The sequence below is a fragment of the Dulcicalothrix desertica PCC 7102 genome, assembly GCF_003991905.1.
GTDB lineage: Bacteria > Cyanobacteriota > Cyanobacteriia > Cyanobacteriales > Nostocaceae > Dulcicalothrix > Dulcicalothrix desertica.
The window spans coordinates 20817-46868 of record NZ_RSCL01000008.1; the positions used below are offsets into that span (position 1 = coordinate 20817).

Consider the following 26052-nt stretch of genomic DNA (forward strand, 5'->3'; position numbering starts at 1 on the left):
ATTTACAAACCCTACAAAAACGCTTTTATTATCCTGTGCGTGGAATGGATGCTTGCTGGGATGGTAAAAGCTGTTTGTTTGCTGGTTGCAAAACACTGTATTTATACCTTGATTCGTAAACGGACTAGTGAACAAAGATTCTATGAGCGAACATACCAACGAACAAAGCAAAAATCAGGATTTAGAACAGTTCCGCAAAGAGCCAGGAGAATTATTAACGACTAACGAAGGCGTAAAAGTCAATAATACCAATGACTCACTCAAAACAGGTACACGCGGTCCAAGCCTGCTCGAAGATTTTCATTTACTAGAGAAAAATGCTCACTTTAACCGCGAGCGGATTCCTGAGCGCGTTGTTCATGCTCGTGGTGTTGGCGCCCACGGTTATTTTCAACCATACGAATCACTTAAAGAATTAACAAAGGCAAAGTTCCTTCAAGACCCTTCAGTAAAAACTCCTGTTTTTGTGCGGTTCTCAACTGTGGCTGGGTTCCGGGGTTCGGCGGATGCAGTACGTGATGTACGTGGATTTGCCGTTAAGTTTTACACAGAAGATGGAAACTATGACTTGGTAGGAAATAATATCCCCGTCTTCTTTATTCAAGATGCGATGAAGTTTCCAGACTTAATTCACGCAGTTAAGCCTGAACCTCATAACGAAATGCCCCAAGCTTCGACGGCACACGATAACTTTTGGGATTTTGTGTCATTGATGCCAGAATCGATGCACATGATAATGTGGGTATTATCCGACCGTACCATCCCTCGCAGTTATCGAATGATGCAGGGTTTCGGTATTCACACATTTCGCTTTGTCAACGAACAAGGTAAAGCGCGGTTCGTTAAATTCCATTGGAAACCATTGCTCGGTATACATTCAATGGTGTTCGATGAAATTCAAACATTAGGTGGTAAAGACCCTGACTTCCACCGTCGCGATTTGTTAGAAGCTATTGAAATGGGTGATTATCCAGAGTATGAGCTTGGTGTGCAAATTGTTGAAGAAGAAGACGAATTTAAATTTGACTTCGATATCCTCGACTCAACAAAAATAATTCCCGAAGAGTTAGTACCCATTAAACCAATAGGTAAAATGGTACTCAACCGCGTCCCCGATAACTTCTTTGCCGAAACCGAGCAAGTCGCATTCCAACCTACAAATGTAGTACCAGGAATTGATTTTTCTGATGACCCATTATTACAAGGTCGGATATTTGCCTACCCAGATACACAAAGACATCGTTTAGGAACAGCTAACTTTGAAAGTTTGCCCATCAATAGACCTGTGTGTCCGGTTCATAACGACCAACGTGATGGCTTCTCGCAATACAATATCTACACTTCCAAGGTAAACTACTCTCCCAATTCACTCGGTGGTGGTTGTCCAATGGCATCACCCGAAAATATGGGCGCCTTTGTACATTACGCTGAAAAGTTAGGTGGTAGAAAAGTTCGCGAACGTAGCGAAAGCTTTAGCGACCATTTCTCGCAAGCAACACTATTTTTAAATAGTATGTCGAAAGCTGAGAAAGAGCATTTAGTTAAAGCTGCCCACTTCGAGTTAGGCAAGGTGATGAACAAAGAGGTCAAAGAACGTGTAGTTGGTTTATTTAACCACATTGACCATGAGTTTGCTACTTTAGTTGCCGCAGGATTAGGTTTAGAGGCGCCTGCCAAAGAACTAATTCCTAATCATGGTAAGAGTTCTCCTGCTTTGAGCATGGAAAATCAGCCTAAAGACTCAATTAAAACTCGTCAAATTGCCGTTTTAGCTGCTGATGGTGTTGATGCCGCTCAATTAATGGTTATAAAAAAAGCTCTTGAAGCTGAAGGCGCCTTAACAAGAATTGTCTCCAAGTTTGGCGGTAAGATAAAGGGAACAGACGGTAAAGAAATTGACGTAGAAAGAACTTTCCTTACTAGTGCTTCTGTAATGTTTGATGCTATTTACATTCCTGGTGGAGAGAAAAGCATAGCAACTCTCAAAATGGATAATGATGTAAGCGAATTTATTTACTCAGCATTCAAACATTGTAAAGCCATAGCTGCAACTGGCGAAGGTGTAGATTTAATTGCAGCAGCTAACATCAAGGATATAAAACTAGCTGACGCAGAAAAATCAGTATCAGACAAAGGTGTTATTACTAGCCGTAATGCATCTGATGTCAAACAAATTGTCCAAGACTTTGTAAAAGCTATTGCACAGCACCGTCACTGGATAAGAGAAGAGAAAAAAGAAACTAAGCAAATGATACCTGCTTAGAAAGCATACTTAGATGATTTATATTTCCGATTTCTCTTGAAATCGGGAATTTTCTTTTTATATAACTTGTATAAATAGAAATATAGCCAATGTTCATCTCAAGATTTATTAACCAAGTATATTATTATATTTAACTGGTTAGAGAATAAAAACTAGGTGACAAAAAACCAGGCTCTGTATCTCTACAAGTTCAATGACGAAAAATCCTTTCGACCAATTCTCAAAGCAGTTTTTTAAAGAATGTTTATCACCTTTAGGCGAAGTGAAAATCAGTGAAGAAATTCCTGGTGAGCCAAAATTCGTTGATATTTGGTTTATTCCATCAATTCAACCTAGCGCTGAGATTTTGTCAGATTTGGGTATTTTAGCCCGAATTGCTCAAACTCCCTGTTTGTTAGAGCCATTTCGCAATCAACCCGCAGATGAAGAAATTCGTAGTTGTCTCGGCAAGTTAGTCCATTTAGAGGCTGAACTGCGACGTGAAGCAAAACGAGATGAGGATAAGCTATCTTACGATGAGCTTCCACGCTTATGGATTATCACAAGCACCTGTTCGGATGAGGCGTTATATGATTTTCCTGTTTACAGAGACTCTTCTTGGCCAGACGGTATATATTTCTCAAGAAAAACACTTCTAACTCGAATTGTCGCGATTAATAGATTACCACGTACCCCTGAAACGCTTTGGTTGAGAATTTTGGGTAAAGGCTTAATACAAAAACAAGCTGCCGATGAGGTAGTCGCTTTACCAAAAGGAAACCCCAAGCGTTCCAAAATTTTAAACCTACTCTATACTTGGAAGATTAACATGGAAGTAAGCACAGAGATTGACGATATTGAAGATAGGGAAGAAATAATGATGAACTTATCACAAGCTTACTTAGAGTGGGAACAAGAAACTGTAGAGCGCGGTAAGGAGATTGGTAAGGAGATTGGTAAGGAGATTGGTAAGGAGATTGGTAAGGAGATTGGTAAGGAGATTGGTAAGGAGCAAGAGCGGCGCCAGGTTATAGAAAACTTGCTAACTGTCCGCTTTGGTTCGTTAGACCCAGAACTCCAAGCAATTATTCCATCTGTCTTAACACTATCTCCATCTGAATTTACTCCTATTTTATTGCAATTATCTCGCGAAGAATTAATAGCTAGATTCGCTATGCAAAACTAAAAAACCTTATTGTTTCGTATGGTGGGCACTGCCCACCCTACTTTTATTTTATTCTTCAGTTCTCACTGTTGATGCTGGTGGTCTGCCGGTGTTTCTGACGTTTACTGCTTTACCTAATAAATCAAACCAGAACGGCGCCCCCATTGCAATTGCAATTCCACTTATTATCCAACCAGGCATTAAAGTAATAATTCTCCATATTGGAAATGGTCTACGCTGTTTGCTTGTCCACGAAAGTTGTCTTTCTAGGTTTGCATCACCCCAACCAATAGGTAAAGCAATTTGATTTAATGCTTCGTCGGTTTGACTTCTTAATGTATTAATATCAACGTATCCTAACTGATTACGATTTTGTAACACAATTTGTCCGGCATTTTGTGTAATAGTGTCGCGCAATGCCGAATCTTTTGATAATCGACTTATCATATAAAAAGCATCTGCGTTAGTTGCCGCTGCAATAATTAAGCCAAGTAATAAAGCTACACCTTTTGCATTACGCTTGTATACACCTGACGCACGTTCCATCGAGTTATCAAAATTGTGTTCTATTTCTTGGCGTAATGCATTTACACCTTGTTGAGTATTATTAATATTAAGCTCTGCGCGTTCTGCTAAATCCTTAATATTATCAGCTATTGATGGAGGTAATCTATCAATTATCTTCTCCATTCTTTGCAATACCTGATTATCTTTGTCTTGAAGCGCTGAAGTCAGTTCCTGATATACATCAGTTCCACGTTTAATTGCTTGAGCTATTTCTCGAACATTTGGTTTTAAACCTGTTCGTGAAATTGTATTTTCAACCGATGGCATTGAATTATTTTTTAAAAATTGCAATTGCTGCAATGAGTTTGATAATCTTTCTTGTGGGAGAGGTGAATTTACTTTTAATGACTCAATAAATCTATCAAAACTAGCAATCATGCTACCAATACTATTATTCAAGTCAAATTTATTTTGTTGAAAATTCCAAACAACCTGTTCAAAATCAGCTTGTATTTCTGAGTAACTTTGATACAAAAAATTAAAAAAATCTTCGTTTTCCTCGTTTTCTCCTACTTGCTCTTGTAATTTAAAAACTACATTCTCAATTTCCGCTAAACGCTGATTTTTAAAATTGTCTAACCGCGTGCTTGAAAGTGACTGTTCAATAGTTGGAATTTCTAATGTTTCAATTAAACTCGTTGCAAATACGTCTGAAGGAATATATGATGGCCCACTATGCCTACTATCACCAACTTTTTCGTTATTAAATACAGTTTGTTTCTTGTCAGATTGAATATTTGTCATTGAACGATAAGTACTTGCCATTGTCCAAGTCAAACGACGTGGTATATTAACAAGGATGCCTTTTGCTTGTTGATTAATGCTTTGTATTAACGGATTCGCATAAATTTGATTGGCAAGCTCTAAAATTCGTGCTTGTTCTGCATCTTGGGCATTACCCGTCAATAATACTTCAATTGATTTTCTTAAATGTTCAGCACGCCATTGAAAAACTGTTGCAAGTAACTCTTGAATTTCTGATGCCAATAAACTTAATATCAAATATATAAATATTAGCCCTATTGAGACATCTAAGATAAATGGTAAATTCATATATTTTTCACTCCTCATCATTAGTAAGCAGGGCGAAGCTACCCTACATTTTACGTAACTTTACGTTAAAATTAGTGTAAGTATCACCAAATAACGATTAAATAATATAAAATTGTCTTACTCCTTTAATGATTATTTTTAAGCTCCTAGAACGTGACACAAATTTAAAAGAAAATTCACAGATTGTCAAAGCGCGTTTTTTCCAATCAAGCAAAGTTGAGATAAATTAAAGCTTGGCAATCCACAACGCTGGTTGCGAGGGTGGCAACCAACTCTTGCATTAAACCGTCTGTTGTAAATCACTAAATTCTCATGCAAAATAAATATCCTACACTATGCCATTCGTAAACTTCATTTGGGGTCGTCTAGAGAAAAAGTACCGCACGGTTTCAAAACGACCAGACTCGATATGGGTAATTTTATTGCTATTAGCAGCAGTAATCATTTTTACTATTGATTTGGGTGACTTGCCGTTACGGGACTGGGACGAGGGTACGGTAGCACAAGTTGCGCGTGAAATATCTGAGGCGCCATTTAATTCATTACGTTGGCTTTATCCAACTTTAGGAGGTGTACCGTATCATAATAAACCGCCTTTGATACATATACTTATTGCTAGTTGCTATTCGTTGTGGGGAGTGCATGAGTGGACGGCGCGTTTGCCTGGTGCAGTTTTAACCGCTGTTTCAGTACCATTACTGTATTTTATTGGGCGTGAGATATTCCATCAACGTACAGCTGCTATTTACAGCGCTCTAATTTATGTCACTATGCTACCAGTAGTGCGGCATGGACGTTTAGCAATGTTAGACGGCGCCTCGGTATGTTTCTTTTTGGTGATGATGTTGTGCTTGCTGCGTTCACGTCGAAATCTTCGCTATTGTCTTGGAGTTGGCATTGGGTTGGGGTTAATTTGTCTAACTAAGGGAATACTAGGAGTTTTATTTGCAGCAATTGCATTTGCCTTTTTATTTTGGGACACTCCCCGACTAATAACCAGCGTTTATATGTGGGTGGGCATTATAATTGGCTGTTTACCTGTAGGGTTATGGTACGCTGCTCAATGGCTTCACTACGGCAATACTTTTACTAACGTTGGTATGGTTGACCAGTCGCTAAGTCGTATTTGGCAACCTGTAGAAGGACATTCACAACCAATTTGGTACTATCCATTAGAAATTGTTAAATATACTCATCCTTGGTTATTATTCTTATTCGCAAGTTTTCGCTTGACTTGGCAAAATCGTAACCTCAGTTGGGCAAAACTAGTACTTGTATGGAGTTGCTTATATTTAGTTGCTATTTCTATAATGACTACAAAGCTGCCTTGGTACGTTTTTCCTATTTATCCAAGTTTAGCGCTTGCTCTCGGCGCCAAGGCTGCTGAAATTGAAAGTACACCTTTGTTCTCATCCTATCCACGTCTTTGGGGAACAGGTTTAGGTATTCTTGCTGTTGTTGCAACGGTCGGCAGTATTTATTACAGCTTTGCAAAACCAGTACACCCCGACTTACAGTTAATATTTGCCGCAGTCGCAGGTACTATGGCATTGGGCGCCATTCTAACAGAGAGAGGTGACGCACAATTTTTAAAGGTATTACTTTGGGGAACTTATATTTCGCTGCTGTTATTTGTAAAATCCAATTACTGGGTGTGGGAACTCAATGAAAACTATCCAGTTAAACCAGTTGCCCAAATGATTCAACGCGCAGTAAATCCTACAGGCAAAATTTACAGTTTTTCACCTTACCATCGTCCATCACTCGATTTTTACAGTAATAGGGTTATACCTGCCACTAATCAGCCAAACGTGATTGAACAATATTGGCGCCAAAATGGACAACCATACGTATTACTCGAAGAATCTGACAAAGCAAAACTCAAGCTAGATGCTGCAGAAATTGTTGCGCGCACTAAAGCTGGCAATCAAGTATTTGTACTAATTACTAAAAGTACTAGTAGAATTTAAGATTGCGTTATTGCTAGATAAAATCAATTATCAATTTCAAAATAATAAGTGCGGATAGTTTATTATTGGATTAATGACTATCCGTTAAATTCATAATTTACTGTTTATCAATAAAATTATCAGTTTTTTCAACTTTGTATAAGTTTTGCTCATAACTAGTATTTTGCTGCGTTGCGGCAATCATGCCAAACACAATTGCTCCCCCAACAGCCAAAGCTAACATTGGACGCAGTAGCATAAAATCACGAAGAATCCGAGCCAGTGGACGGCTTTGACGGCGTAAAGCGCTACTTACAATAATTTGCCTCAGTATAAAAGGGTCACGGACATAATGTCCGCTTTGCGAGACAACTAACCGTTCTTGGCAATACGGACAACTAAATAATCCGACGCAAGATTTAACAGGTTTTGGCGTAGCATTCTTTTGGCAAATTGGGCAGGTCAGGTAATGATTGTCAAAAGTGTGTGTATTCATCTACTTAATCCGTCAAGTCCACTTATTCGCTAATTACAACTTAGTTATCTTGATTTCCGAGTTAATCCCAATTTTAGATCGTCCCTATGGTCTAACTCCACTAATTACACCTATGCATCAATTATGATTCATTGTTTTATGCAATTCTCGGAGATGACATCCATAATGCTAGCTCACTTTCTGCCTTTTCAAGGGGCAAATAGGCACGTGCTTACCTAAATAATTAAAAAATCGGCAGAACATTATGCTTTGAGTAAATACAGCTTGTCTGGTTGGTGTGGAATGCACGACAATATTGAGTAAGACATATATTTTAATTTTTTTATTAGATTTAAGTTCCTGCCATCCATGACTCTCCTGCCTCCCACGTTTGAAAAGAAGGTGGCAGACCAACCTGTGTCTACTCCTTCTACACAACATCTAACACATTTGCTCAATCGGTTTCAATTATCACCCGAAACACTGATATTACTTTTAGGTCTGCTAATCGGTGGTGGTACTGGTATGGGTATTGTTACTTTCCATTACTCTATTCAGATTATTCATCACCTGCTATTAGAAGATTTTATGGGGCTAGTAGGTACTTGGGGTGCATGGACTCTTTGGAGTGTTCCAATTATAGGCGGTTTAATTGTCAGTTTAATGCGCTGGCGCACTCAAGATTTTGGTCCGAGTTTATCTTCGCTAATTGCTGCTTCTAGAGCTGGGGGTTTAAAGCAAAAACTCCGACCTGTTACAAAAATGCTCGCTGCCGCCGTTTCTTTGGGTAGCGGCGCCTCGCTTGGCCCTGAAGGACCGAGTGTGGAAATTGGTGCCAATTTTGGTGTTTTACTGTCGCAGGTGCTACAAGTCTCACAAGAACGCTTGCGCTTGCTATTAGCTGCGGGAGCTGCTGCTGGTTTAGCAGCAGGATTTAATGCCCCTATTGCTGGAGTCTTTTTTGCGTTAGAAGTCGTATTAGGTGCTACATCATTCGCGACTTCGGCGGTGAGTGTTGTACTATTGGCTGCTGTACTAGCGGGGCTTATAGCTCAAATTGGTTTAGGTTCACAGCCTGCTTTTGAATTACCAGCTTATCAAGTTCGTAGCCCTTTAGAATTGCCTTTATATATAGGTTTAGGTTTGGGAGCAAGTTTAGTCTCGCTATCGTATACCCAAGCAATTCGATTTGCAAAAGCTTGTTTTGACGGAAAAGTTCCGGTATTAAACTGGCTAGGTCGTATTCCAAAACCAGTTCATCCAATTATTGGTGGCGCCATCGTTGGAGCAGTAGCGCTACAATTTCCACAAATATTGGGAATTGGTTATGGAACAGTACAAGCGATGCTTCAAGATGTGCATTTATCAATTCAGCTTTTGCTTGCCTTGTTAGTATTAAAAATGCTAATGACTGCTGTGTCTGCTGGCAGTGGTTTTGTGGGTGGTTTATTTGCCCCAGCAATGTTCTTAGGAGCATCATTCGGCGCCGCATACGCAAAAATTATCGCTCTGCTTGCACCCAATATTGCTATTTACATGGCGGCACCCCCTGCATATGCAATGGTCGGTATGGCTGCTGTACTCGCTGCCAGTGTTCGGGCGCCTTTAACATCAATTTTACTGCTATTTGAATTAACTCGTGACTACCGAATTGTTCTGCCATTAATGGCAGCAGTTGGGTTGAGCTTTTGGTTAGTAGAACAAATGTTGCCTAACGAAAACTCTAACTCCAATTTGCAGCGGATTGGGTTATCAGAGCTAAAAGATGAGCAAGCAGAAATGTTGCAAGAAATCTTTGTCATTGATGCAATGTATGCCAATCCAAAAAAGCTGCCTTCTACAATGAAAGTTTTAGAAGCAGCTTTGTCGATGTGGCACGCTCGTACTCATAGCGCACTAGTAATTGATGAACAAGAACAACTAGTGGGTATAGTTACTCTCGAAGATATCAACCGCACGCTCGCAAATTATCAAAACAATTCGGATTTAGCCACTCAAATACAACACAATTTGTCAAATCTGAGCTTGAAAGAAATATCTACTACTGATATTCTGTATGCTTACAGCGATGAACCTTTAACCGAGGCATTAGACCGAATGGCATTAAGAGGTTTACATCAATTACCAGTAGTAGCGCGAAACAATCACGAACAGATTTTAGGTTTACTCGAACGCGAACAAGTTGCATTGACCTGCAATTTAGCAGCAACGCGCAAAGCTTTGAGTCATTACTTACCGTCACCCTCCAAAACTGATGTTGAAGAGTGTCTTGTTAGCCAATAGCCATTAGTCAATTGGCTTATAGTACGCATATTGGTTGTGCTAGTTTAAGCGCGCGAACTCAAGTGAAAGCGCGCTATCAAACGTTCGCAGCATAAATAGCCCCCTCCCAAGCAGAGCAGTACCCTATATTACGTATATAGTTTACGCGCACACAAGCGCTTTCTTATTTCATAACGCCCATAAAAACAGGCATTGAGTAATAAGCGCTCGAATGTGCTGACTAATAACTAATGACTAATAAACAACTTGAGTTGAAGCTATTTAAGCTGTAGCTTCCATCGCTTCACTTTCTTCACGTTCTTCTGAGTCTACCTGCCGGAGTCTGATGTGCTTTTTACCTAACGTGATGATGAACTCATCTCCTGCTTGGAGACCCATTTGTTTGGTATAAGCCGAACCGATAAGCAAGTTACCGTTTGACTGCACGCTAATCCGATAGCTAGCGCTGCGTCCACCACGTCCATTTGCACTAGGTGAACTATCTAATTGAATGCCTTCTGCATCAATTAAGGCATTCAAGAACTTCATCATATTGACGCGCTCGATGCCGTTTTTGGTAACGGTGTAGTATCCACAACGTTTAGCTTTTTCGTCTTTGCTCAGATTTTCGAGTTCTTTGACTTTGGTGAGCAAATCTTCGCCGACGAGGGGTTCAATTTTTTTCTGTTTAGCCATCAACGTAAAACAAAAATGAATGGTTCAAAAGGTCGAATCGTTTTTATTTTAGCTGACAATTTGCTCTAAGCGAGTAGAACTTTTTATTTTTATATCAGCCTAGCTAAGTATATTACATAATTAGGTGGTTGAGAAAAGCAATATTAGCCTTATGTCAAACTTCTGAAGGGGATCCGCAATCAAAGTCTTTCGTAACGTCGCATCAAAACAATTTTATTTATAGTATCCACCCACAAGCTGTTGAGCGTGTCTTACCGCTTATTCGTACAACAAGAGTGTCAAGTTTTGTAATGAATTTTGAATCATGAAGTTAAATATCGCAGACAAAAGTCCGTAACGCGACGAGTGTAAATTTTGCACATAAGTGGCGCCATTGTCTACAGCAGTTATGCCTCTTCTATTTCCAAAATCCCTACATATATAGATGTAGTTTTTAGATTTACAGTTTATCTGCTACACCCTATACTTTCATTGACGTATAAAAAGGTATCTCTCAACCACTGTTGAGTTGCATCTATTATTGGTATATGGGTTAAGTATGTAACACCTCATAACAAAACATAAATACGATTAAAACAAATAGCACAAGTGTTTTCCTATGAAACTGACCACTCGCGGACATTACAGCGTTAAAGCATTACTCGACTTGAGTATGCTTCGACCTACGAAAAGCGCATCTGTTAAAGCAATTGCATCTCGTCAAGATATTCCTGCCCCTTATTTAGAAAAATTACTAATCGAGATGCGACGTGCAGGACTGGTAAAATCAATTCGTGGTGCCGTAGGCGGATACCAGCTAGCCAAACCACCCGCACAAATATCAATAGGAGAAATTTTAGAGGCAGCAGGTGAAAAAATTTCTCCGAAACTGCAACAACAATCCGAACCCGACCAAGCTCTTGACTGGGTAACGTCAACTCTCTGGCAACGGCTAAATCAAAAACTCAAAGAAGCTTTGTATAGTATCACTTTAGCTGACCTTTATTACGATGCCCGCAGTCGGCAAGCATCGCTTGGTGAAGAAGCTAGTTTTATTGTTTAATTAATTGTCAATAGTCGATAGTCAATGGTAACAATTACAGATAAATTACTAATTACTAACGTTTTTGTGTTGCTGATTGCAGCACTCTTAGACTATTTAATTGGCGACCCGATTAATTGGCTTCATCCAGTCCAAGTAATGGGGTGGGTAATTTCTCGTTTTACTAATATCGCTTTATTCTTATGTAAGAATGCTTTGACACAAAGAATCGCTGGTATTCTCCTTACTATTCTTTTAATATTTGGTACTGGCGCCATCAGCAGTATATTGATAAAAGCTACTTTATGGATACATCCAGTACTAGGAATTATTACTAAATGTATTTTACTTGCTAGTTGTTTTGCTGCAAAAAGTTTAAGAAACGCGGCAGAAACTGTCTTGGAGCCATTAATTTTAGAAGATACTGCGACTGCACGTCTAAACATACGCCAATTTGTGGGACGCGACACTGAAAATCTCTCTCAATCAGAAATATTACGTGCTGTTTTAGAAACTGTTACCGAAAACGCCACCGACGCTGTTATGGCGCCTTTATTTTATGCAATTGTTGGCATATTGATTAGTGCTTATATACCAATATTTGAACCTGTATCTTTAGCGCTGGCATACAAAGCTAGTAGTACACTTGATTCAATGGTAGGTTATAAACAGCAGCCCTACACATATTTAGGTTGGTTTAGCGCACGAACTGAAGATGTTTTAACTTGGGTACCTTGTCGTTTGACTGTAATAACTTTAGCTTTAATCTCTTTTAAACTTTTATATGTATGGAATATTTGTTGTCGTGATGCAGTATTAGACCCTAGTCCCAACTCTGGGTGGAGTGAGTGCGCTTATGCTGCCATACTAGGAGTGCAAGTCGGTGGCGCCAACTCTTACCGAGGAATAATTAAACATAAACCGAAGTTGGGAGATAACATTCACCGAATTGAACCATCTTCAATCCGAGATTCGTTACAACTAACGAGATATTCGTTTTTAATCTGGTTAGGGGTAGCTACCTCTATAGGCTTTTTGGTGGCAAACAGGTAATCATAAATATAAAGCTTAAGAATTAGGGAAACTAACTATATGAATCTGTCTGCGAAAGTAGTCTCCATACTTTCACCTGAAGAAATTCGTCGCACTGTGAACCGTCTAGCTTCGCAAATTATTGAAAGAACTCGTGATTTATCGCAGTTGGTGCTTCTAGGTATTTTTACAAGAGGGGTACCACTTGCACAATTACTCGCGCGTCAAATCGAAGCAATGGAAGGAATAGAAGTTCCAGTGGGAGCATTGGATATCACGTTTTATCGAGATGACCTCGACCAAATTGGTCTGCGAACTCCAGCAAAAACTGATATTCCTTATGACTTAACAGATAAAACAGTTGTTCTTGTTGATGACGTTATTTTTAAAGGTAGAACTATCCGAGCAGCTTTAAATGCTGTTAACGAATATGGCAGACCAGAAGTAATTCGTTTGGCTGTGTTGGTTGACCGAGGTCATAGAGAAGTCCCGATTCATCCTGACTTTATTGGTAAGCAGCTACCTACTGCGAAAGAAGAAATCGTTAAAGTCTACTTGAATGACTTTGATGGTCGCGATGCAGTAGAACTTATCAGTTGCTGATATGTTGCGGATATATTGATGAGTTTGGCTGCTTGTATTAATATTTATTAATATACTGTTAACAAACTTTACGTTCTTTCAATATGAATTTTTTTCTGGTGGCTATAGACAAGGCATCTTACAACTCGCATCTCCAGGCGATTTTGACTTTTGTAGGTATAGGAGGATTTTTAGCAGCTACGATTCTTGGCTCAATTGGTTGGTATAACTCGAAGCGTCCCGCAGGTTGGGAAGCTAGCGAGACACCTGGTTGGGTACCAAAAGTGCCAGAAAAAGAACAAAAGTAGCATAGGTCTTCTTGGGCTGTGCAATAGTTAGGCATTCGGTCAAGCGAAATGCCTAGCCGACAGTATTTTTGACGGCGCCTATGGTTTGCAAGAGTTGCTTGGCGGTGTAGGGTTTGGATAGGAAGGCTTTGACACCTATTTCTGTTGCACTGTTTATTTTATCGCTGGAGATAAGTCCGCTGACTGCAATAATTTTGACGGCGGGGTTAATTTTTTGTAGTGTCCGAATAGTTGTTAGTCCATCCATTGCGGGCATAATCATATCTGTCAGCACAATTTCGATTTTATCGCGGTGTTCGGCGTATAAAGCTATTGCTTCAATACCGTCGCAAGCTGTTATAATTTTGTAATTGTAAGTTTCTAACGATGTTTTAGTGACATTGCGGATTGAATCTTCGTCATCGACGACTAATATTAACTCACCGTTACCTTGTGGTAATTCTGTTTCACTCTCTTCTATGGTTTCGGGAATTTGCTGTGCAGGTAAATAAACTTGAAATTTACTACCTCTGTTAACATCACTGGTGACGTTTATAAATCCTCCATGACTTTTGACTATTCCTAAAACAGTAGAAAGTCCTAGTCCTGTACCTTTACCAAGCTCTTTGGTTGTAAAGAATGGTTCAAATATACGGTCTACTATATCTGAGGGTATGCCAACACCTGTATCTGTAATTGATACTAATATATAATTACCAACTTTCGCTTCAATATTCATATTGGCAAAATTTTCATCAATAAAAAGATTTTCAGCGGATATTTCTAGTTTTCCTCCCTGTGGCATTGCATCACGCGCATTGACGCAAAGGTTCATCAAAACTTGGTGGAGTTGAGTTGCATTACCTATAACAGTCCATAATTCCGGATGGATATTTACAGATACTTGAATCGATTTTGGAAATGTTTCTTTAATAATTTGTTGAATTTCAGTAAGCAGGTGCTTGATTTGTGTCAATGTACGCTCACCCTCAATACCACGTGTAAATGATAGTACTTGCTTCACCAAATTGGCGCCGCGTTTGGCGTTAGATATTAGTATTGGTAAAAGTCGTTGACTGCGTTCGTCGCGCAACTGCGACTCTAAAAGTTGTGCTGTCATTAAAATCGGCGCCAACACGTTGTTAAGGTCATGTGCAATACCGCTTGCTAAAGTTCCAATACTTTCTAAACGTTGTGCGCGAAAAAACTGGGCTTCTAACTGTTTTTTTTGCGTTATATCAGTATTTACTACAAGAACAGCTTGTGCTTTATTATCAAATTCTGGTACTAGTGTCCAACGACTTTCAACAATAATGATATTACCTGATTTTGTAGTTTGTTTTAACTCGCCTTCCCAGGCGCCATTTCTAAGCAGGATATTAAAAGCTGATTGTAATTGTGACAAGTTCTTTTCTTGCCAAAGCTGTATTGTTTGTTTACCTATTGCTTCTTCCTCTTTCCATCCGTACAAACGTTCTGCGGCTTGATTCCAAAAAAGTATTTGATTTTTTAAATTACAAACAAAAATGGCATCGGTGGCAACATTAAGTAACGCTGCTTGTTCACGAATTTTACGTTCCGCACGCTTACGTTCTAATGCGTAGCGAATCGAACGTTCGAGTAATGCTGCATTAAGTTGACTTTTTTCTAAATAATCAGCGGCGCCAGCTTGCATCGCTTCAATATCAATGTCACGTTCGCCTTGACCTGTCAGTAAAATCATTGGCGCCGTTGTACCCGAAGCTACAGCAACACGTAATAACTCTAAACCATTACCTTTACCCAAACGATAATCAACAAGATAAACATCGTGCTGATGTTTGGCAATTTCCACGAGTCCAGCTTCATAACAGCTGACCCATTCTAATTCGCACCCAGCCACCTGAAATTCAAAAAACCAATCACGAGTTAAGATGTAGTCATCTTCATCGTCATCGATAAGAAGCACCTGGATGGGGCTATTTTTCATGGTTTCCTCCCCGTTTAAAACGGTAGTTCTACAATTTCAAACCAGTACTTTCCAATTGTTCGCATCACTTCAACTAAAGCTGTAAAATTCATCGGTTTAATGATAAACGAATTTGCACCTAATTCGTATGTACGATATATATCTTCTGGTGCTTTAGAAGTCGTCAGTACAATTACAGGGATTTTTCGTAACTCCGGGTCATTCTTAATTTCCTTAAGCGCTTCACGACCGTCCTTTTTGGGCATATTCAAATCCAGTAAAATCAACCCAGGACGAGGTGAACTGCTCAAAGATACATACCGACCGCGATGATACAAATAATCCATCAACTCCTCACCGTCTTTCACTACGTACAATTCGCTTGACAATCGACTTTCTGCCAATGCCTCGCGCGCTAACATGCAATCGTCTTCATCATCATCTGCTAATAGAATTTTTACAGTTGTCTGCCGACCTATCACTATGCATTTTCTCCTTTTTTACTAACAATAGTATTGGTTTAGTATTAAATCTCAATATAAAATGTGACAATAATACATATTTTCTCTGACACTATGAAGGTATCATAATCCTTCCCAAACTTAAAAATTGGTAATTAAAGACTAAAAACCCTCTTTATTTACTTATCGGTAATATGACGATAAATTTTGCACCCTGTCCAGGTTGACTTTTGGCGTTAATGCAACCCTTGTGTCGCTCAACAATTTTGCGGCAGATAGCTAACCCAATACCTGTCCCGTCATATTCACTACGTCCATGTAATCGTTGGAAAACTTGAAAAATACGGTCGCAATATTTTTCATCAAACCCAATACCGTTATCTTGAACGATAATTTGGTACATTTGTATATTTTCTTGGGTGATTATCTCGCTATAAATATTTACAATTGGAGCAAGTTTCGGACGATGAAATTTCAGAGCATTCCCAATTAAGTTTTGTAATAGTTGTCGCATTTGAAGTGGGTCGGCGTTAATTGTTGGTAAATTGCCTAATTCAATGCGTCCAGAAGCTTGTGCAATAGTTTCCTCCAAGTCAGATAATACTTCATAAGCAATTTGCGACAAGTCAACAGGTATAAACGGTTGAGCGCGCGTTGTTACACGCGACAATGTTAATAAATCTTCAATTAGTGCCTGCATACGCTCAGCGGCATTTTGCATTCGTTCAAGATAATCACGTCCTTGAACAGAAAGATTCTCATTACATGTACTTTTGAGTCGGTCTCCAAATGCTTTAATCTTTCGTAGTGGTTCTTGTAAATCGTGGGAAGCAATAAAGGCAAATTGTTGAAGTTCCTCGTTGGAACGGGTAAGTTCTTGACGCTGTAATGTTTCTTTCTCTAAAAGTTTTGCTTGAGCCAGAGCAATGCCAATTTGGTCGGCAAGTTGACGCAATAGCTCAATTTCCCATGTCGTCCAATAACGGGTATGCCCACATTGATGGGCAATTAACAATCCCCACAGTTGATTTTGAAGTAAAATCGGCACAACAAGGTTTGCTTTGACGGCAAATTGCCGCAAAAATTCGACGTGGCAAGCTTGAATATTACCATTCTCAATATCCGACAGCGAGGAAATGTGTCCTTGCCGATATTTCTGAATATAATTTTCACTAAAACAAGGGTCAAAAATCTCTCGCCCTAACATTACAGGAAAACCAGGAACAACTGCTTCTTGAACTGCCGTCACCGCACCATTTGACCGCAACCGCAAAATTAATACACGGTCAGCGTTGAGTACTTTTTGGACTTCAATAACGCTAGTCGATAAGATTTCGTCGATTTGCAGCGATTGACGAACTTTTAGAGTAAAATCAGCAAATAATTGAGTACGTAAATTCTGACGCTGTAATTCTTCTTGAACCCGTTTACGCTCAGAAATATCCATCATGGCGCCAATCATCCTAACTGCGGCGCCTCCAATTCTTACAACATAACCTCGGTCTAAAATATACGCATACGAATTATCTGCTCGTCGAAAACGATACTCGTTTGACCAAACTTGTTTTCCGCTATCAATAACGGCTTGCATATCGACGACAATCCGCCGTCTATCATCTGGGTGAATGCGTTCGCGCCACCAAGTTGATGTCGAGCTAGCATCCGATGTTGAATATCCGAAAAGCGTAGCAACACTTTCATTCCACCATACGCGGTTAGTTATTAAATCCCAGTCCCATACGGCGTCATTTGTTGCTTGCGCGAGTATTTGAAATCTTTCCTCACTTTGCTGTAACCGTGTTTCGGCTAACTTACGTTCAATTGCTGTTGCTAAAACGTTGGCTACTGCTTGTAAAAAGTAAACTTCATCGCGGTTGTAGTTTCTTGGTGACTTTGAGTGGGCGCCTAAAATACCAAAAGGTCGTTCTTGACAATGAATAACAACACTGACACCACTAACAACATCATGTTCTGCTAACAATTGTGATTTACTAAATCGTGTTTCACTTGCAAAATCATTGACAATAACTGGTTCAGTGGAAATTAAAGTAAATCCAGCTTGCGATAAGTGTCCAGTATTAACTTTTACTTTCCCTATTAAACCTTCGCGCCATCCAACTCCAGAACGTAATAAAAAATTATTTTCATCAACACACAATTCCAGTATTTTAGAATACTCAACTTCTAAACTTTGGGCAATGACGACTACTGCACGTTGCATTAACGTATTTAAACTAGAACCTGCCAGCGCTAATTGGCTTAACTCAGCTACAATTGCTTGACGGTTAGCATATATTTCTAGTGCTTCTTCTGATTGTTTACGCTTGGTAATGTCCATATCAACTCCAGACATTCCCACTGCTCTTCCTTTTTCGTCGCGAAATACTACACCTTTACTTGCCATCCAGCGAGTTGTATTATTGGGTAGCAAAGCTCGAAATTCTAGGTCATATTCTGCCCCTTCTTCAACCGCGCGTTTGACAGCATTCGTAACTAAGTTTCTGTCGTTCGGATGAACGCAACGTATAAAAGCTTCATAATTACCTGTAAATGTACCTTTTTCTAATCCAAATAAAGATTCTTTATCATCCGACCAAGTAACTGTATCAGTAATTATATTCCAATCCCAGGCGCCCATTTGGGCAGATTTTAAAGCTATTACTAACTGTGTTTCACGTCGTAATGCGTACTCTGTTTGCTCTTTCAATTTTTCCATTGTGTGCTTGGCTTCGAGCAAACGACGAACCCGTTGACGCAACACTTGCCAGTGAATTGGTTTTGTAACATAATCTGTGGCGCCTGCTGAGAAGGCATTTTCAACCGAAATTTGGTCGGCAAGTCCTGTAACCATTAAAATTGGAAGATTTTCGGCTTGGGGAAATGACCGTAACTGAGCGCAGCAAGTAAAACCATCCATTTCCCCCATTAAAGCATCAAGCAATACCATGTCTGGCTGTCGCTCTTCATACAGCACCAGCGCTTCAGAGCCACTACAAGCTTCTATAATTTGATATCCAGAGTATTCAAGTAACTCGCGCAATTGCATCCGAGTTAATGCGTCATCGTCTACAACTAAAATTAAATTATTCATTTTAAAGCAAGATTTTTTTGTTCATAATTTATAATTAATCAAATTCTAATAGTATTTTTTTATTAAATAGTTTTGCGTGTAAAGTATCGTAACATAATATTTAATTCGAGTTTAGTAGTGTTTTTATTGTTGGACTATATTTTTAGCATTTTTATATTAAGTTTATATCTGAAAAATAATTAGTTTTTTTTATCATTAGCTTCACAATAGCTCTATGTATTTATAAAACTTCATAAACTTCATAAAATTATATACAATCGGTTGGGTTACGCACTCGCACTCCACCCAACATACATATTAAAATGAATACAAAACTTTATATACACAGTTCAGTAATTCTTGGGCAGTATATGGTTTAGGAAGAAAAGCAAATATTTGCGAATTTTTATCGATATTAACTTGCTCACTAGTTGCTAACCCACTAACGGCAACAATAGGAAGTAAAGGATTCATACGAAGTAAAGTACTTATGGTAGTTGAACCGTCCATATTCGGCATCATCATATCAATGATTGCAGCTTTAATTTTATTTTTGTATTGAGCAAAAATAGCCACAGCTTCGATACCATCACTTGCGGTCATAACTTCATAGTTATAGCTCTCTAGTGAGGTTTTGGTAATTTCTCTAATCGATGGTTCATCATCAACAACTAAAACAAGTTCACCATTTCCATGAGGAATTTTTGTATATGAGTTATTGGAAATGATTTGGCTATTAACAGCAGGTAAATAAACTTTAAATTGCGTACCTTTGCCTACAGTACTAGAAACGTTAACAAAACCTCCGTGACCTTTAATGATACCCATAACAGTTGATAAACCTAGTCCAGTACCTTTGCCAAACTCTTTAGTTGTAAAAAATGGCTCGAATATTCGGTCTAAGTTTTGTCTATCAATTCCAATACCTGTATCTGTAAGTGTGAGTAAAATATATTGCCCAACCTTTGCATCAATGTGCATACTTTGAAAATTTTCATCGATTAAAATATTTTCAGCACTTAGTGTCAACTTTCCACCTTCTGGCATTGCATCACGAGCATTTAAGCATAAATTAATTAATACTTGATGCAATTGAGTATTATCACCTATAATAACTTGTAAATTTGGTTTAATATCGGTGTAAAAATCTATTGACTTTGGAAAAGTTTGTTCGACAATTTGCTTGATTTCTTTAATTAAATCTTGAAGTTGAATTTTTGTATGTTCACCTTCCATTCCGCGCGCAAACGATAGTACTTGTTTTACTAAGTCGGCGCCACGTTTTGCATTATTTTCAATAATTGACAAAATTTGTGAATCTCGCAAATTGTTAGATTTATTATTTAATAATTGGGCGGACATAAGAATTGGCGAAAGCACGTTATTTAAATCATGTGCAATTCCACTTGCAAGAGTTCCAATACTTTCAACACGTTGTGCGCGTAAAAATTGTGCTTCAAGTTGTTTTTTTTGTGTAATATCAGTATCGACAGTTAAAATAGATTTAGGCTCTTGATGTTCATCAAGTACAAGTGTCCAGCAACTATCAACAATAATTTCTTGACCTGATTTTGTTGGCTTGACTAATTCTCCTTGCCAGCAGCCCTTCTCTAAAACTGTATTGTATATATCTTTATATTGCGGTGATTTTACACAAGATAATACATCGTTAGCATTATTATTATTAATAACTTCTTCTGCTTGCCAGCCATAAAGCTTTTCGGCACCTTTATTCCATAATAATATTTTATTCGATAAGTCGCGTAAAACAATTGCATCAGAAGTAACGTCAAGTAATGCGGCGCTAGAACGCATTTGCTGTTCAGTGCGTTTACGCTCGGTAATATCCTCAAATATATATAATCTACCAGCACAACAGTCACCCTCTTGACGAAATCGTGTTGAAACCCTACGAATAACTCGTCCGTCTTTCAATAAAATTTCATCTTCGCTGACACTCAACTTATTTTGATTATGTATTAATTTATCAGCTTCGACAAAAGCAGGAACATCTACAACAAGTTTTAAGCACTCAGTTATAATATCTTTGTTTTTTAATTGGTAATGCTCAATTTTTTGTTGTAAGTGTTCAATGCCCCAAATTTCGCAAAAACGATTGTTAAGAAAGAAAACTTGACCAGAACATTTATTTACAACATAGTAACCTAAAGGAGAAACGCTATTTATTGACCGCATAATAGCTTGTTGGCAATTTAGTTCTTCCTCGGCTTGTTTGCGTTTTGTAATATCTTGAAAATATACTGATAAGCCATCTTTAGAAGGGTATGCATGAACTGCAAACCAAGTATTTAAAGGTGGATAAAATTCTTCAAATTCAACGCTAACTCGTTCTGCTACAGCATGGTGATACTGATGATAAAATTTTGAGTTGACAGCATCAGGGAAAGCTTCCCAAATATTATGACCCAGTAATTCTTCGCGCTGACGCTGTAATAATGGTTCGGCTTGTTTATTCAAATAAGAAAAACACCAGTTATTATCTAAAGCAAAAAAACCATCTGTGATACTTTCAAATATATTCTTGATACGGTTAGTAGCTGTGCGGTCTAGCTCAAGTAATTTTAACCGTTCTTCTTCGGCTTGTTTACGTTCTGTAATATCTTCTATTATATAAGCAAACTTTTTATTTTTATCTTCATTTATACTTGTATCATCACTGTAAGTATCTATTGCCGTTACTGTAACATTAAAAACTTTGACATTACCTGAACTTTCGTGGATATATTCAAATCTAACAGGCGCCTTGATTCGTTCTGCTTTGCGATAATATCCAATCCATTTTTTAATGTATTCTTGCGAAAGACCTATTTGACTGGCGCGACAATTTTGTAGTTCTCGAGGAAGTACTCTTAGAAAGTTGGCACTAGCAACATTTCCAGAAATTAATTTAATATCATTTTCGTATATCTCAACAACACCCATCATCATCGCAGCGCTATTAAAAAAACTACTGAGAATATGCTCGCTTTGATGAAGCGCTTCTTTAGCTTCTTTATAATCGCTTTGAATATCAACTAACTGATTAATATTTCTGCGAACCTCTAACTGCCGCATTACTAAACGAGCTATAGACTTTAAACTATCGACCTGCTTTTGTGTTATTTGTTTGGGCTTTGTATCAACAACACAAAGTGTTCCTAACGCCAAACCTTGCGGTGTTGTTAGCGGTACACCCGCATAAAATCGCACATACGGTTCCGCAATTACAACAGAAGAAGTAGCAAATTTTTCTGAAGCTAATGTATCAGGAATAATTAAAATATCGTCAGCTTCTATGCAAATAGAGCAAAACCCGATTTCACGAGGCACTTCAGTCCAATCAATGCCAACTTTTGCTTTAAACCATTGGCGATCGGCATCAATTAAATTAATCAACGCAATCGGAGTATCACAAATTTGTGCAGCCAACATTGCCAAATCGTCAAACGCCTCTTCTGGTGACGTATCAAGAATTTGGTATTGTCTCAGGGTCGAAAGCCGGGCGCTCTCTTTATTCAATACTACAGAATTCATCTAAATAACCCTAGCTATAAAACCAATTACAGTTTTTCGGTCAAGCCTAAACGTGAGTACTCACACTAGTCTTGCTCGATAAATACGTGCGTCAAATTCACGGAATAGGAGTTTACGGGTTGTGCAATATGTCAAGCCACTTTATGTCCAGCCACTGACGGGGCGCCGCGTCGTCAAAAATGGTGCTTACGTAATAAAAGCTGATTCAATTTTTGGTATTTGCCTCCTAGCCACCTTACACGTTTCGCACCGCACAGCAACCGAGTAACTAGCAATCCATGCTAAATGCCATGAATTACTCAATAGGGTTATAAAGCTATTTTGTTACCCTACTATAGTAATATGCCTTAAGGAGGATGACTATTTTGTTTTCTAATATACGTATAATCACTTAAATTATAGAAAAATTATGTATTTTTGTGTATATATTTAAGTTTTTCTATATACTCTAGCTTCTCAAAACCCTATGTTTACAGCTTGATTTACGTGTATCAACAACTTAGAAGCGCTTAATAATTAAGTAAAATGAATAAGTAATCCTCTTTACAATCTATATAGATTCAAATGAACTCAGGCGTGACATTCTCGAAGGCTTTGTCAAAAAAGCCGCATCAAGAAGATAGTTTTGCAATTAGCTTTGCTCCGCTATCTGTTACAGAAATTTACGAACTCGCTTCAGACTGGAAAAACGGCGCCGTTGTGACAATGAGCGGTACAGTTCGCTGCTCTACCGACGGAAAACCCGTGATCTGCCTAGAATATCAAGCGTATGAACCGATGGCGATGCAAGTTTTTTACCAAATTGCTAATCAAATTCGCGCTCACTGGCCAGACGTTAACCGTGTAGTTATCCACCATCGAATCGGGCGTCTACGAAAGGGAGAAATTAGCGTTTTAGTTGCAGTCGGTTGTCCTCATCGAAGCGAAGCGTTTGAAGCGTGTCGCTATGCTATCGATACCCTTAAACACAATGCTCCTATATGGAAAAAGGAATTTTGGGAAGATGGTACGAGTAACTGGGTTAGTATTGGCGCCTGTGAACAATCTGAAACTTGTTGAGATTTAAGGGACGGGCAAGGATGCCCATCCCACAAGAACATCCCACAAGAACATCCCACAAGAACATCCCACAAGAACATTCCACAAAACAGCTTAATTATTGGGTAGTAAATGGTGCCAATCGCTTTAGAATTCTTAAAACTTCATTTAGATTATTTCGGTATTGGGAGCGAGTTGTAAAGATATCAGAAATTCCATACTGTTTTCCAGAGGTTTTAATAAATAAAGAACTGCTGCCATTCGTTACCATCCCATAAAGTACTTGATTTGGCTCACGATTTGCTGCCATGTAAGCAAGCGCTTGAGGTATTGCCACTTCCAAATCAAAAATTGTTTTTTTCGACTCAATCAAAACAATCCACAATTTTGCTTGTAAAACTAGCGCATCAATTCGTCCACGCAAAATTTCGTCGTTATCTCCAATTGCTTCAACTTCTACAGAAACTTCTGTTTTAAATCTATAAGGCGCCTGATAAAAACCTGCGAGTTCGAGCAAAGGGGAAAGTACCACCATCTTGACAGTTTCCTCTAAAAGAACTCCATCCGAAATTTGATACAGATAGTTTTGACGTACTTGCTTTAGTCTTGCTAGCTCTGCTTGACTTAATGCAGGTAGCTCAGTCATCCACTCTGTAAAAAAATCGTTGTCCCCAGTTAAAGTCAACCCAAGTTTTTCCTCACAATCACGAAAAGTCGTAATGCCATCCGTAACAGCTAAAGTTAGAGTCATATTTTAGTAGAAGCAATTAGTACTATATAGTATATAAATATTCAATAATTTGAAAGTTAACCAGCACTCAAGCGACAGCAGTAATAAAATCTTTCTAATTTATTTACATGTTCGTACAAGTATGTGTATAATTGCTTATACATGAAGGGGAGTAGCTGCTGACAGCTTTAAAATAAAAATTAAAAGTTAGTCAGTACATTTGAATCAACATGCTGGTGATAAACCTGGTTCAGATGGCATACACCAAATAAGATTTTGCGAGCGAGACCTTCACTAAGTTCACACAGCCTAGACGTGTGTGGAGCTTGGTGAGGTCTTTGTTACATTCATCAAGCTCCATACCGCAACATAATTAAAAGGAGCTTGATTAAGTGCTAACAGCTTTTACTGCGGGATTGTCTATAATTACAGTTTCGGAACTAGGTGATAAAACCTTCTTTATTGCAATGTTCTTAGCGATGCAACATTCGCGACGGCTAGTGTTTACCGCAGTTTCGGCAGCGTTAGCAGCAATGACGATACTTTCTGTTGGATTAGGACAGGTTGCTTCGCTTTTACCAGCCAGTTTTGTCTATCATGCGAAAATAGGATTATTTTTGGGCTTTGGGTTGAAGCTAATATACGATGCCTCTAAAATGCCAGTGGTGGCAAACTGCGACCAGGTACTGTCTGAAGCAAAAGAAGCAGTCGTCAAAGCAGAAGCACAACTAGGTGAGAAAAATGCTCTAGGAATTTGGCTTGAAGGATTTTTATTAACTTTTATTGCGGAGTGGGGAGATAGAACCCAACTTGCGACTATTTCACTCGCAATTGATAATAACCCCTTTGGTTTAACATCTGGCGCCGTTTTAGGGCACGCGATTTGTGCAGCAATAGCTGTCACCTGCGGCAAAATGCTCTGTGGACGCATCAGTGAGCGGCAGCTTACTTTTATCGGTGGGTTCTTGTTTATAGTGTTTGGAATCATTGCAGTATTTGAAAAAAGTTAAATAAAGAAACCAGGTTTTTTAAAAAACCTGGTTTATAACTGCTTTTTAAGGTGAAGTTGTTGCTGTTGGTTCCGCAGTCGGTTTAGGCGCCTCGGTAGCAGTTTTATTGATTTCATCTTTATACTGAGCAGGTGCCAAAGCAGCAGCGTTGGCAAACAAAGGTTTGGCTTCGTCAATTTTGCCTTGCTCTTTGAGAACGAGAGCTTTCGCCCAAACCGGACGAAAATCTTTGGGGTCGCTCTTAATTGCTTGCTCGTAAATTTCAAAAGCTTTTCCATATCGCTTTTCGGAAGCGTGGATATTGCCTATTAAGACTTGGATGGCCATTGTATCAATGCTACCAGGTTGAATTTTGTTGGCTTGGGGTGCTTTAGCCAAAGCTTCTTGTAACAAACCAATAGCAGCTTCGGGGCGTTTTTGACTCATTTGCAACGCTACCATCGACTGCAAAGCATCCATATCACCAGGTTTTGTCTCTAAAACTGCGCGCAGAGTTTGTGCGGCGCCTTCCGGATCACCCATTTGCTGTTTGGCTTGAGCAAGTAAAACAGCATACCTGGTTTGGTCGGGGTTTAACTTAGCAAGCTTTTCAAGGGGTGGAATTACATCTTTTATTTCTCCCTGCTTCAGAGCTAGGAGTTGTAAACGTGCTTGTAGCAAAGCTTTTAACGCAGTTTGATTTTCTGGTTCTCTTTGTAAAACTAGCTCATAACCCCGTACCTCATCTTGGAGCTTGGTTTTTTGGTCAACAGGCGCCGTTCCTTTGTTATTACTAGAATTATTAGCCTGAGAACTGCGCGACGCATTGAATCCGTCAATAATGGGGAGTACGGAAACACCTATAAAAGCCAAGACGGCTAATCCGAGTATAACCCTAACTACTAAGCGATTTTCCGATTTAGCCACAAAACCTCCGTTAAATTAAACGTG

General features: G+C 38.9%; 19 protein-coding genes. 10 read left to right on the forward strand and 9 right to left on the reverse strand.

Annotation, left to right across the window (positions count from 1 at the left end):
• Positions 1–142 precede the first annotated feature (142 nt).
• Positions 143–2263, forward strand: a complete 2121-nt coding sequence (locus DSM106972_RS17715) for a catalase (RefSeq protein ID WP_127081953.1) — start codon at positions 143–145, stop codon at positions 2261–2263.
• Positions 2264–2456: 193 nt separating this feature from the next.
• Positions 2457–3428, forward strand: a complete 972-nt coding sequence (locus tag DSM106972_RS17720; protein ID WP_127081954.1) for an RpnC/YadD family protein — start codon at positions 2457–2459, stop codon at positions 3426–3428.
• Positions 3429–3476: 48 nt separating this feature from the next.
• On the opposite strand, the gene DSM106972_RS17725 is transcribed toward DSM106972_RS17720, so the two are convergent.
• Positions 3477–5027: a hypothetical protein gene (locus DSM106972_RS17725; protein ID WP_127081955.1), complete on the reverse strand. Its 1551-nt coding sequence runs from the start codon at positions 5025–5027 to the stop codon at positions 3477–3479.
• A 335-nt stretch (positions 5028–5362) separates the two neighbouring features.
• On the opposite strand from DSM106972_RS17725, the gene DSM106972_RS17730 reads away from it, so the two are divergent.
• Positions 5363–6997, forward strand: a complete 1635-nt coding sequence (locus tag DSM106972_RS17730) for an ArnT family glycosyltransferase (RefSeq protein ID WP_127081956.1) — start codon at positions 5363–5365, stop codon at positions 6995–6997.
• Between the two features lie 97 nt (positions 6998–7094).
• On the opposite strand, the gene DSM106972_RS17735 is transcribed toward DSM106972_RS17730, so the two are convergent.
• Complete coding sequence (locus DSM106972_RS17735; protein ID WP_019491153.1) at positions 7095–7472, reverse strand: hypothetical protein; 378 nt, start codon at positions 7470–7472, stop codon at positions 7095–7097.
• A gap of 348 nt (positions 7473–7820) precedes the next feature.
• Between DSM106972_RS17735 and DSM106972_RS17740 the strand changes: the two genes are divergently transcribed.
• A complete protein-coding gene (locus DSM106972_RS17740) occupies positions 7821–9734 on the forward strand; it encodes a chloride channel protein (RefSeq protein WP_127081957.1) in 1914 nt (637 codons plus the stop codon).
• Between the two features lie 261 nt (positions 9735–9995).
• Here the strand turns inward: DSM106972_RS17740 and DSM106972_RS17745 are convergent, their stop codons facing one another.
• Positions 9996–10409: an AbrB/MazE/SpoVT family DNA-binding domain-containing protein gene (locus DSM106972_RS17745; protein ID WP_019491155.1), complete on the reverse strand. Its 414-nt coding sequence runs from the start codon at positions 10407–10409 to the stop codon at positions 9996–9998.
• A 598-nt stretch (positions 10410–11007) separates the two neighbouring features.
• On the opposite strand from DSM106972_RS17745, the gene DSM106972_RS17750 reads away from it, so the two are divergent.
• The 4 genes from DSM106972_RS17750 (at position 11008) to psb35 (ending at position 13352) form a co-directional block, all read left to right on the forward strand.
• Positions 11008–11451, forward strand: a complete 444-nt coding sequence (locus DSM106972_RS17750) for an Rrf2 family transcriptional regulator (protein ID WP_127081958.1) — start codon at positions 11008–11010, stop codon at positions 11449–11451.
• A gap of 24 nt (positions 11452–11475) precedes the next feature.
• Positions 11476–12483 carry an adenosylcobinamide-phosphate synthase CbiB gene (gene cbiB, locus DSM106972_RS17755; protein WP_186538422.1) on the forward strand — a complete coding sequence of 336 codons (1008 nt, stop codon included), beginning with the start codon at positions 11476–11478 and terminating at the stop codon, positions 12481–12483.
• 39 nt (positions 12484–12522) lie between these two features.
• The gene (pyrR, locus tag DSM106972_RS17760; protein ID WP_127081959.1) at positions 12523–13065 is read left to right on the forward strand and encodes a bifunctional pyr operon transcriptional regulator/uracil phosphoribosyltransferase PyrR; all 543 of its coding nucleotides are present in this window, start codon (positions 12523–12525) and stop codon (positions 13063–13065) included.
• 83 nt (positions 13066–13148) lie between these two features.
• A complete protein-coding gene (gene psb35, locus DSM106972_RS17765; protein WP_127081960.1) occupies positions 13149–13352 on the forward strand; it encodes a photosystem II assembly protein Psb35 in 204 nt (67 codons plus the stop codon).
• Positions 13353–13404: 52 nt separating this feature from the next.
• Here the strand turns inward: psb35 and DSM106972_RS17770 are convergent, their stop codons facing one another.
• From DSM106972_RS17770 to DSM106972_RS17785, 4 genes are all read right to left on the reverse strand, one after another.
• Positions 13405–15300 (reverse strand): hybrid sensor histidine kinase/response regulator, encoded by a 1896-nt coding sequence (locus tag DSM106972_RS17770; protein ID WP_127081961.1) that lies wholly within the window; start codon positions 15298–15300, stop codon positions 13405–13407.
• A gap of 14 nt (positions 15301–15314) precedes the next feature.
• Positions 15315–15761, reverse strand: coding sequence for a response regulator (locus tag DSM106972_RS17775; protein ID WP_127081962.1), 447 nt, complete (start codon positions 15759–15761; stop codon positions 15315–15317).
• 154 nt (positions 15762–15915) lie between these two features.
• Positions 15916–18831, reverse strand: a complete 2916-nt coding sequence (locus tag DSM106972_RS17780) for a PAS domain-containing protein (protein WP_127081963.1) — start codon at positions 18829–18831, stop codon at positions 15916–15918.
• Positions 18832–19128: 297 nt separating this feature from the next.
• On the reverse strand, positions 19129–22344 hold the full coding sequence (locus DSM106972_RS17785) for a hybrid sensor histidine kinase/response regulator (protein ID WP_158632839.1): 3216 nt from the start codon (positions 22342–22344) through the stop codon (positions 19129–19131).
• A 564-nt stretch (positions 22345–22908) separates the two neighbouring features.
• Between DSM106972_RS17785 and DSM106972_RS17790 the strand changes: the two genes are divergently transcribed.
• The gene (locus DSM106972_RS17790) at positions 22909–23403 is read left to right on the forward strand and encodes a molybdenum cofactor biosynthesis protein MoaE (protein WP_127081964.1); all 495 of its coding nucleotides are present in this window, start codon (positions 22909–22911) and stop codon (positions 23401–23403) included.
• Positions 23404–23500: 97 nt separating this feature from the next.
• Here DSM106972_RS17790 and DSM106972_RS17795 read toward each other — a convergent pair whose 3' ends face one another.
• Positions 23501–24133, reverse strand: coding sequence for a type I restriction endonuclease (locus tag DSM106972_RS17795; protein ID WP_127081965.1), 633 nt, complete (start codon positions 24131–24133; stop codon positions 23501–23503).
• 371 nt (positions 24134–24504) lie between these two features.
• Here DSM106972_RS17795 and DSM106972_RS17800 point away from each other — a divergent pair, with 371 nt between their 5' ends.
• Complete coding sequence (locus tag DSM106972_RS17800) at positions 24505–25122, forward strand: TMEM165/GDT1 family protein (RefSeq protein ID WP_127081966.1); 618 nt, start codon at positions 24505–24507, stop codon at positions 25120–25122.
• Positions 25123–25167: 45 nt separating this feature from the next.
• Here the strand turns inward: DSM106972_RS17800 and DSM106972_RS17805 are convergent, their stop codons facing one another.
• Positions 25168–26028, reverse strand: coding sequence for a tetratricopeptide repeat protein (locus DSM106972_RS17805; RefSeq protein ID WP_127081967.1), 861 nt, complete (start codon positions 26026–26028; stop codon positions 25168–25170).
• Positions 26029–26052 lie beyond the last annotated feature (24 nt).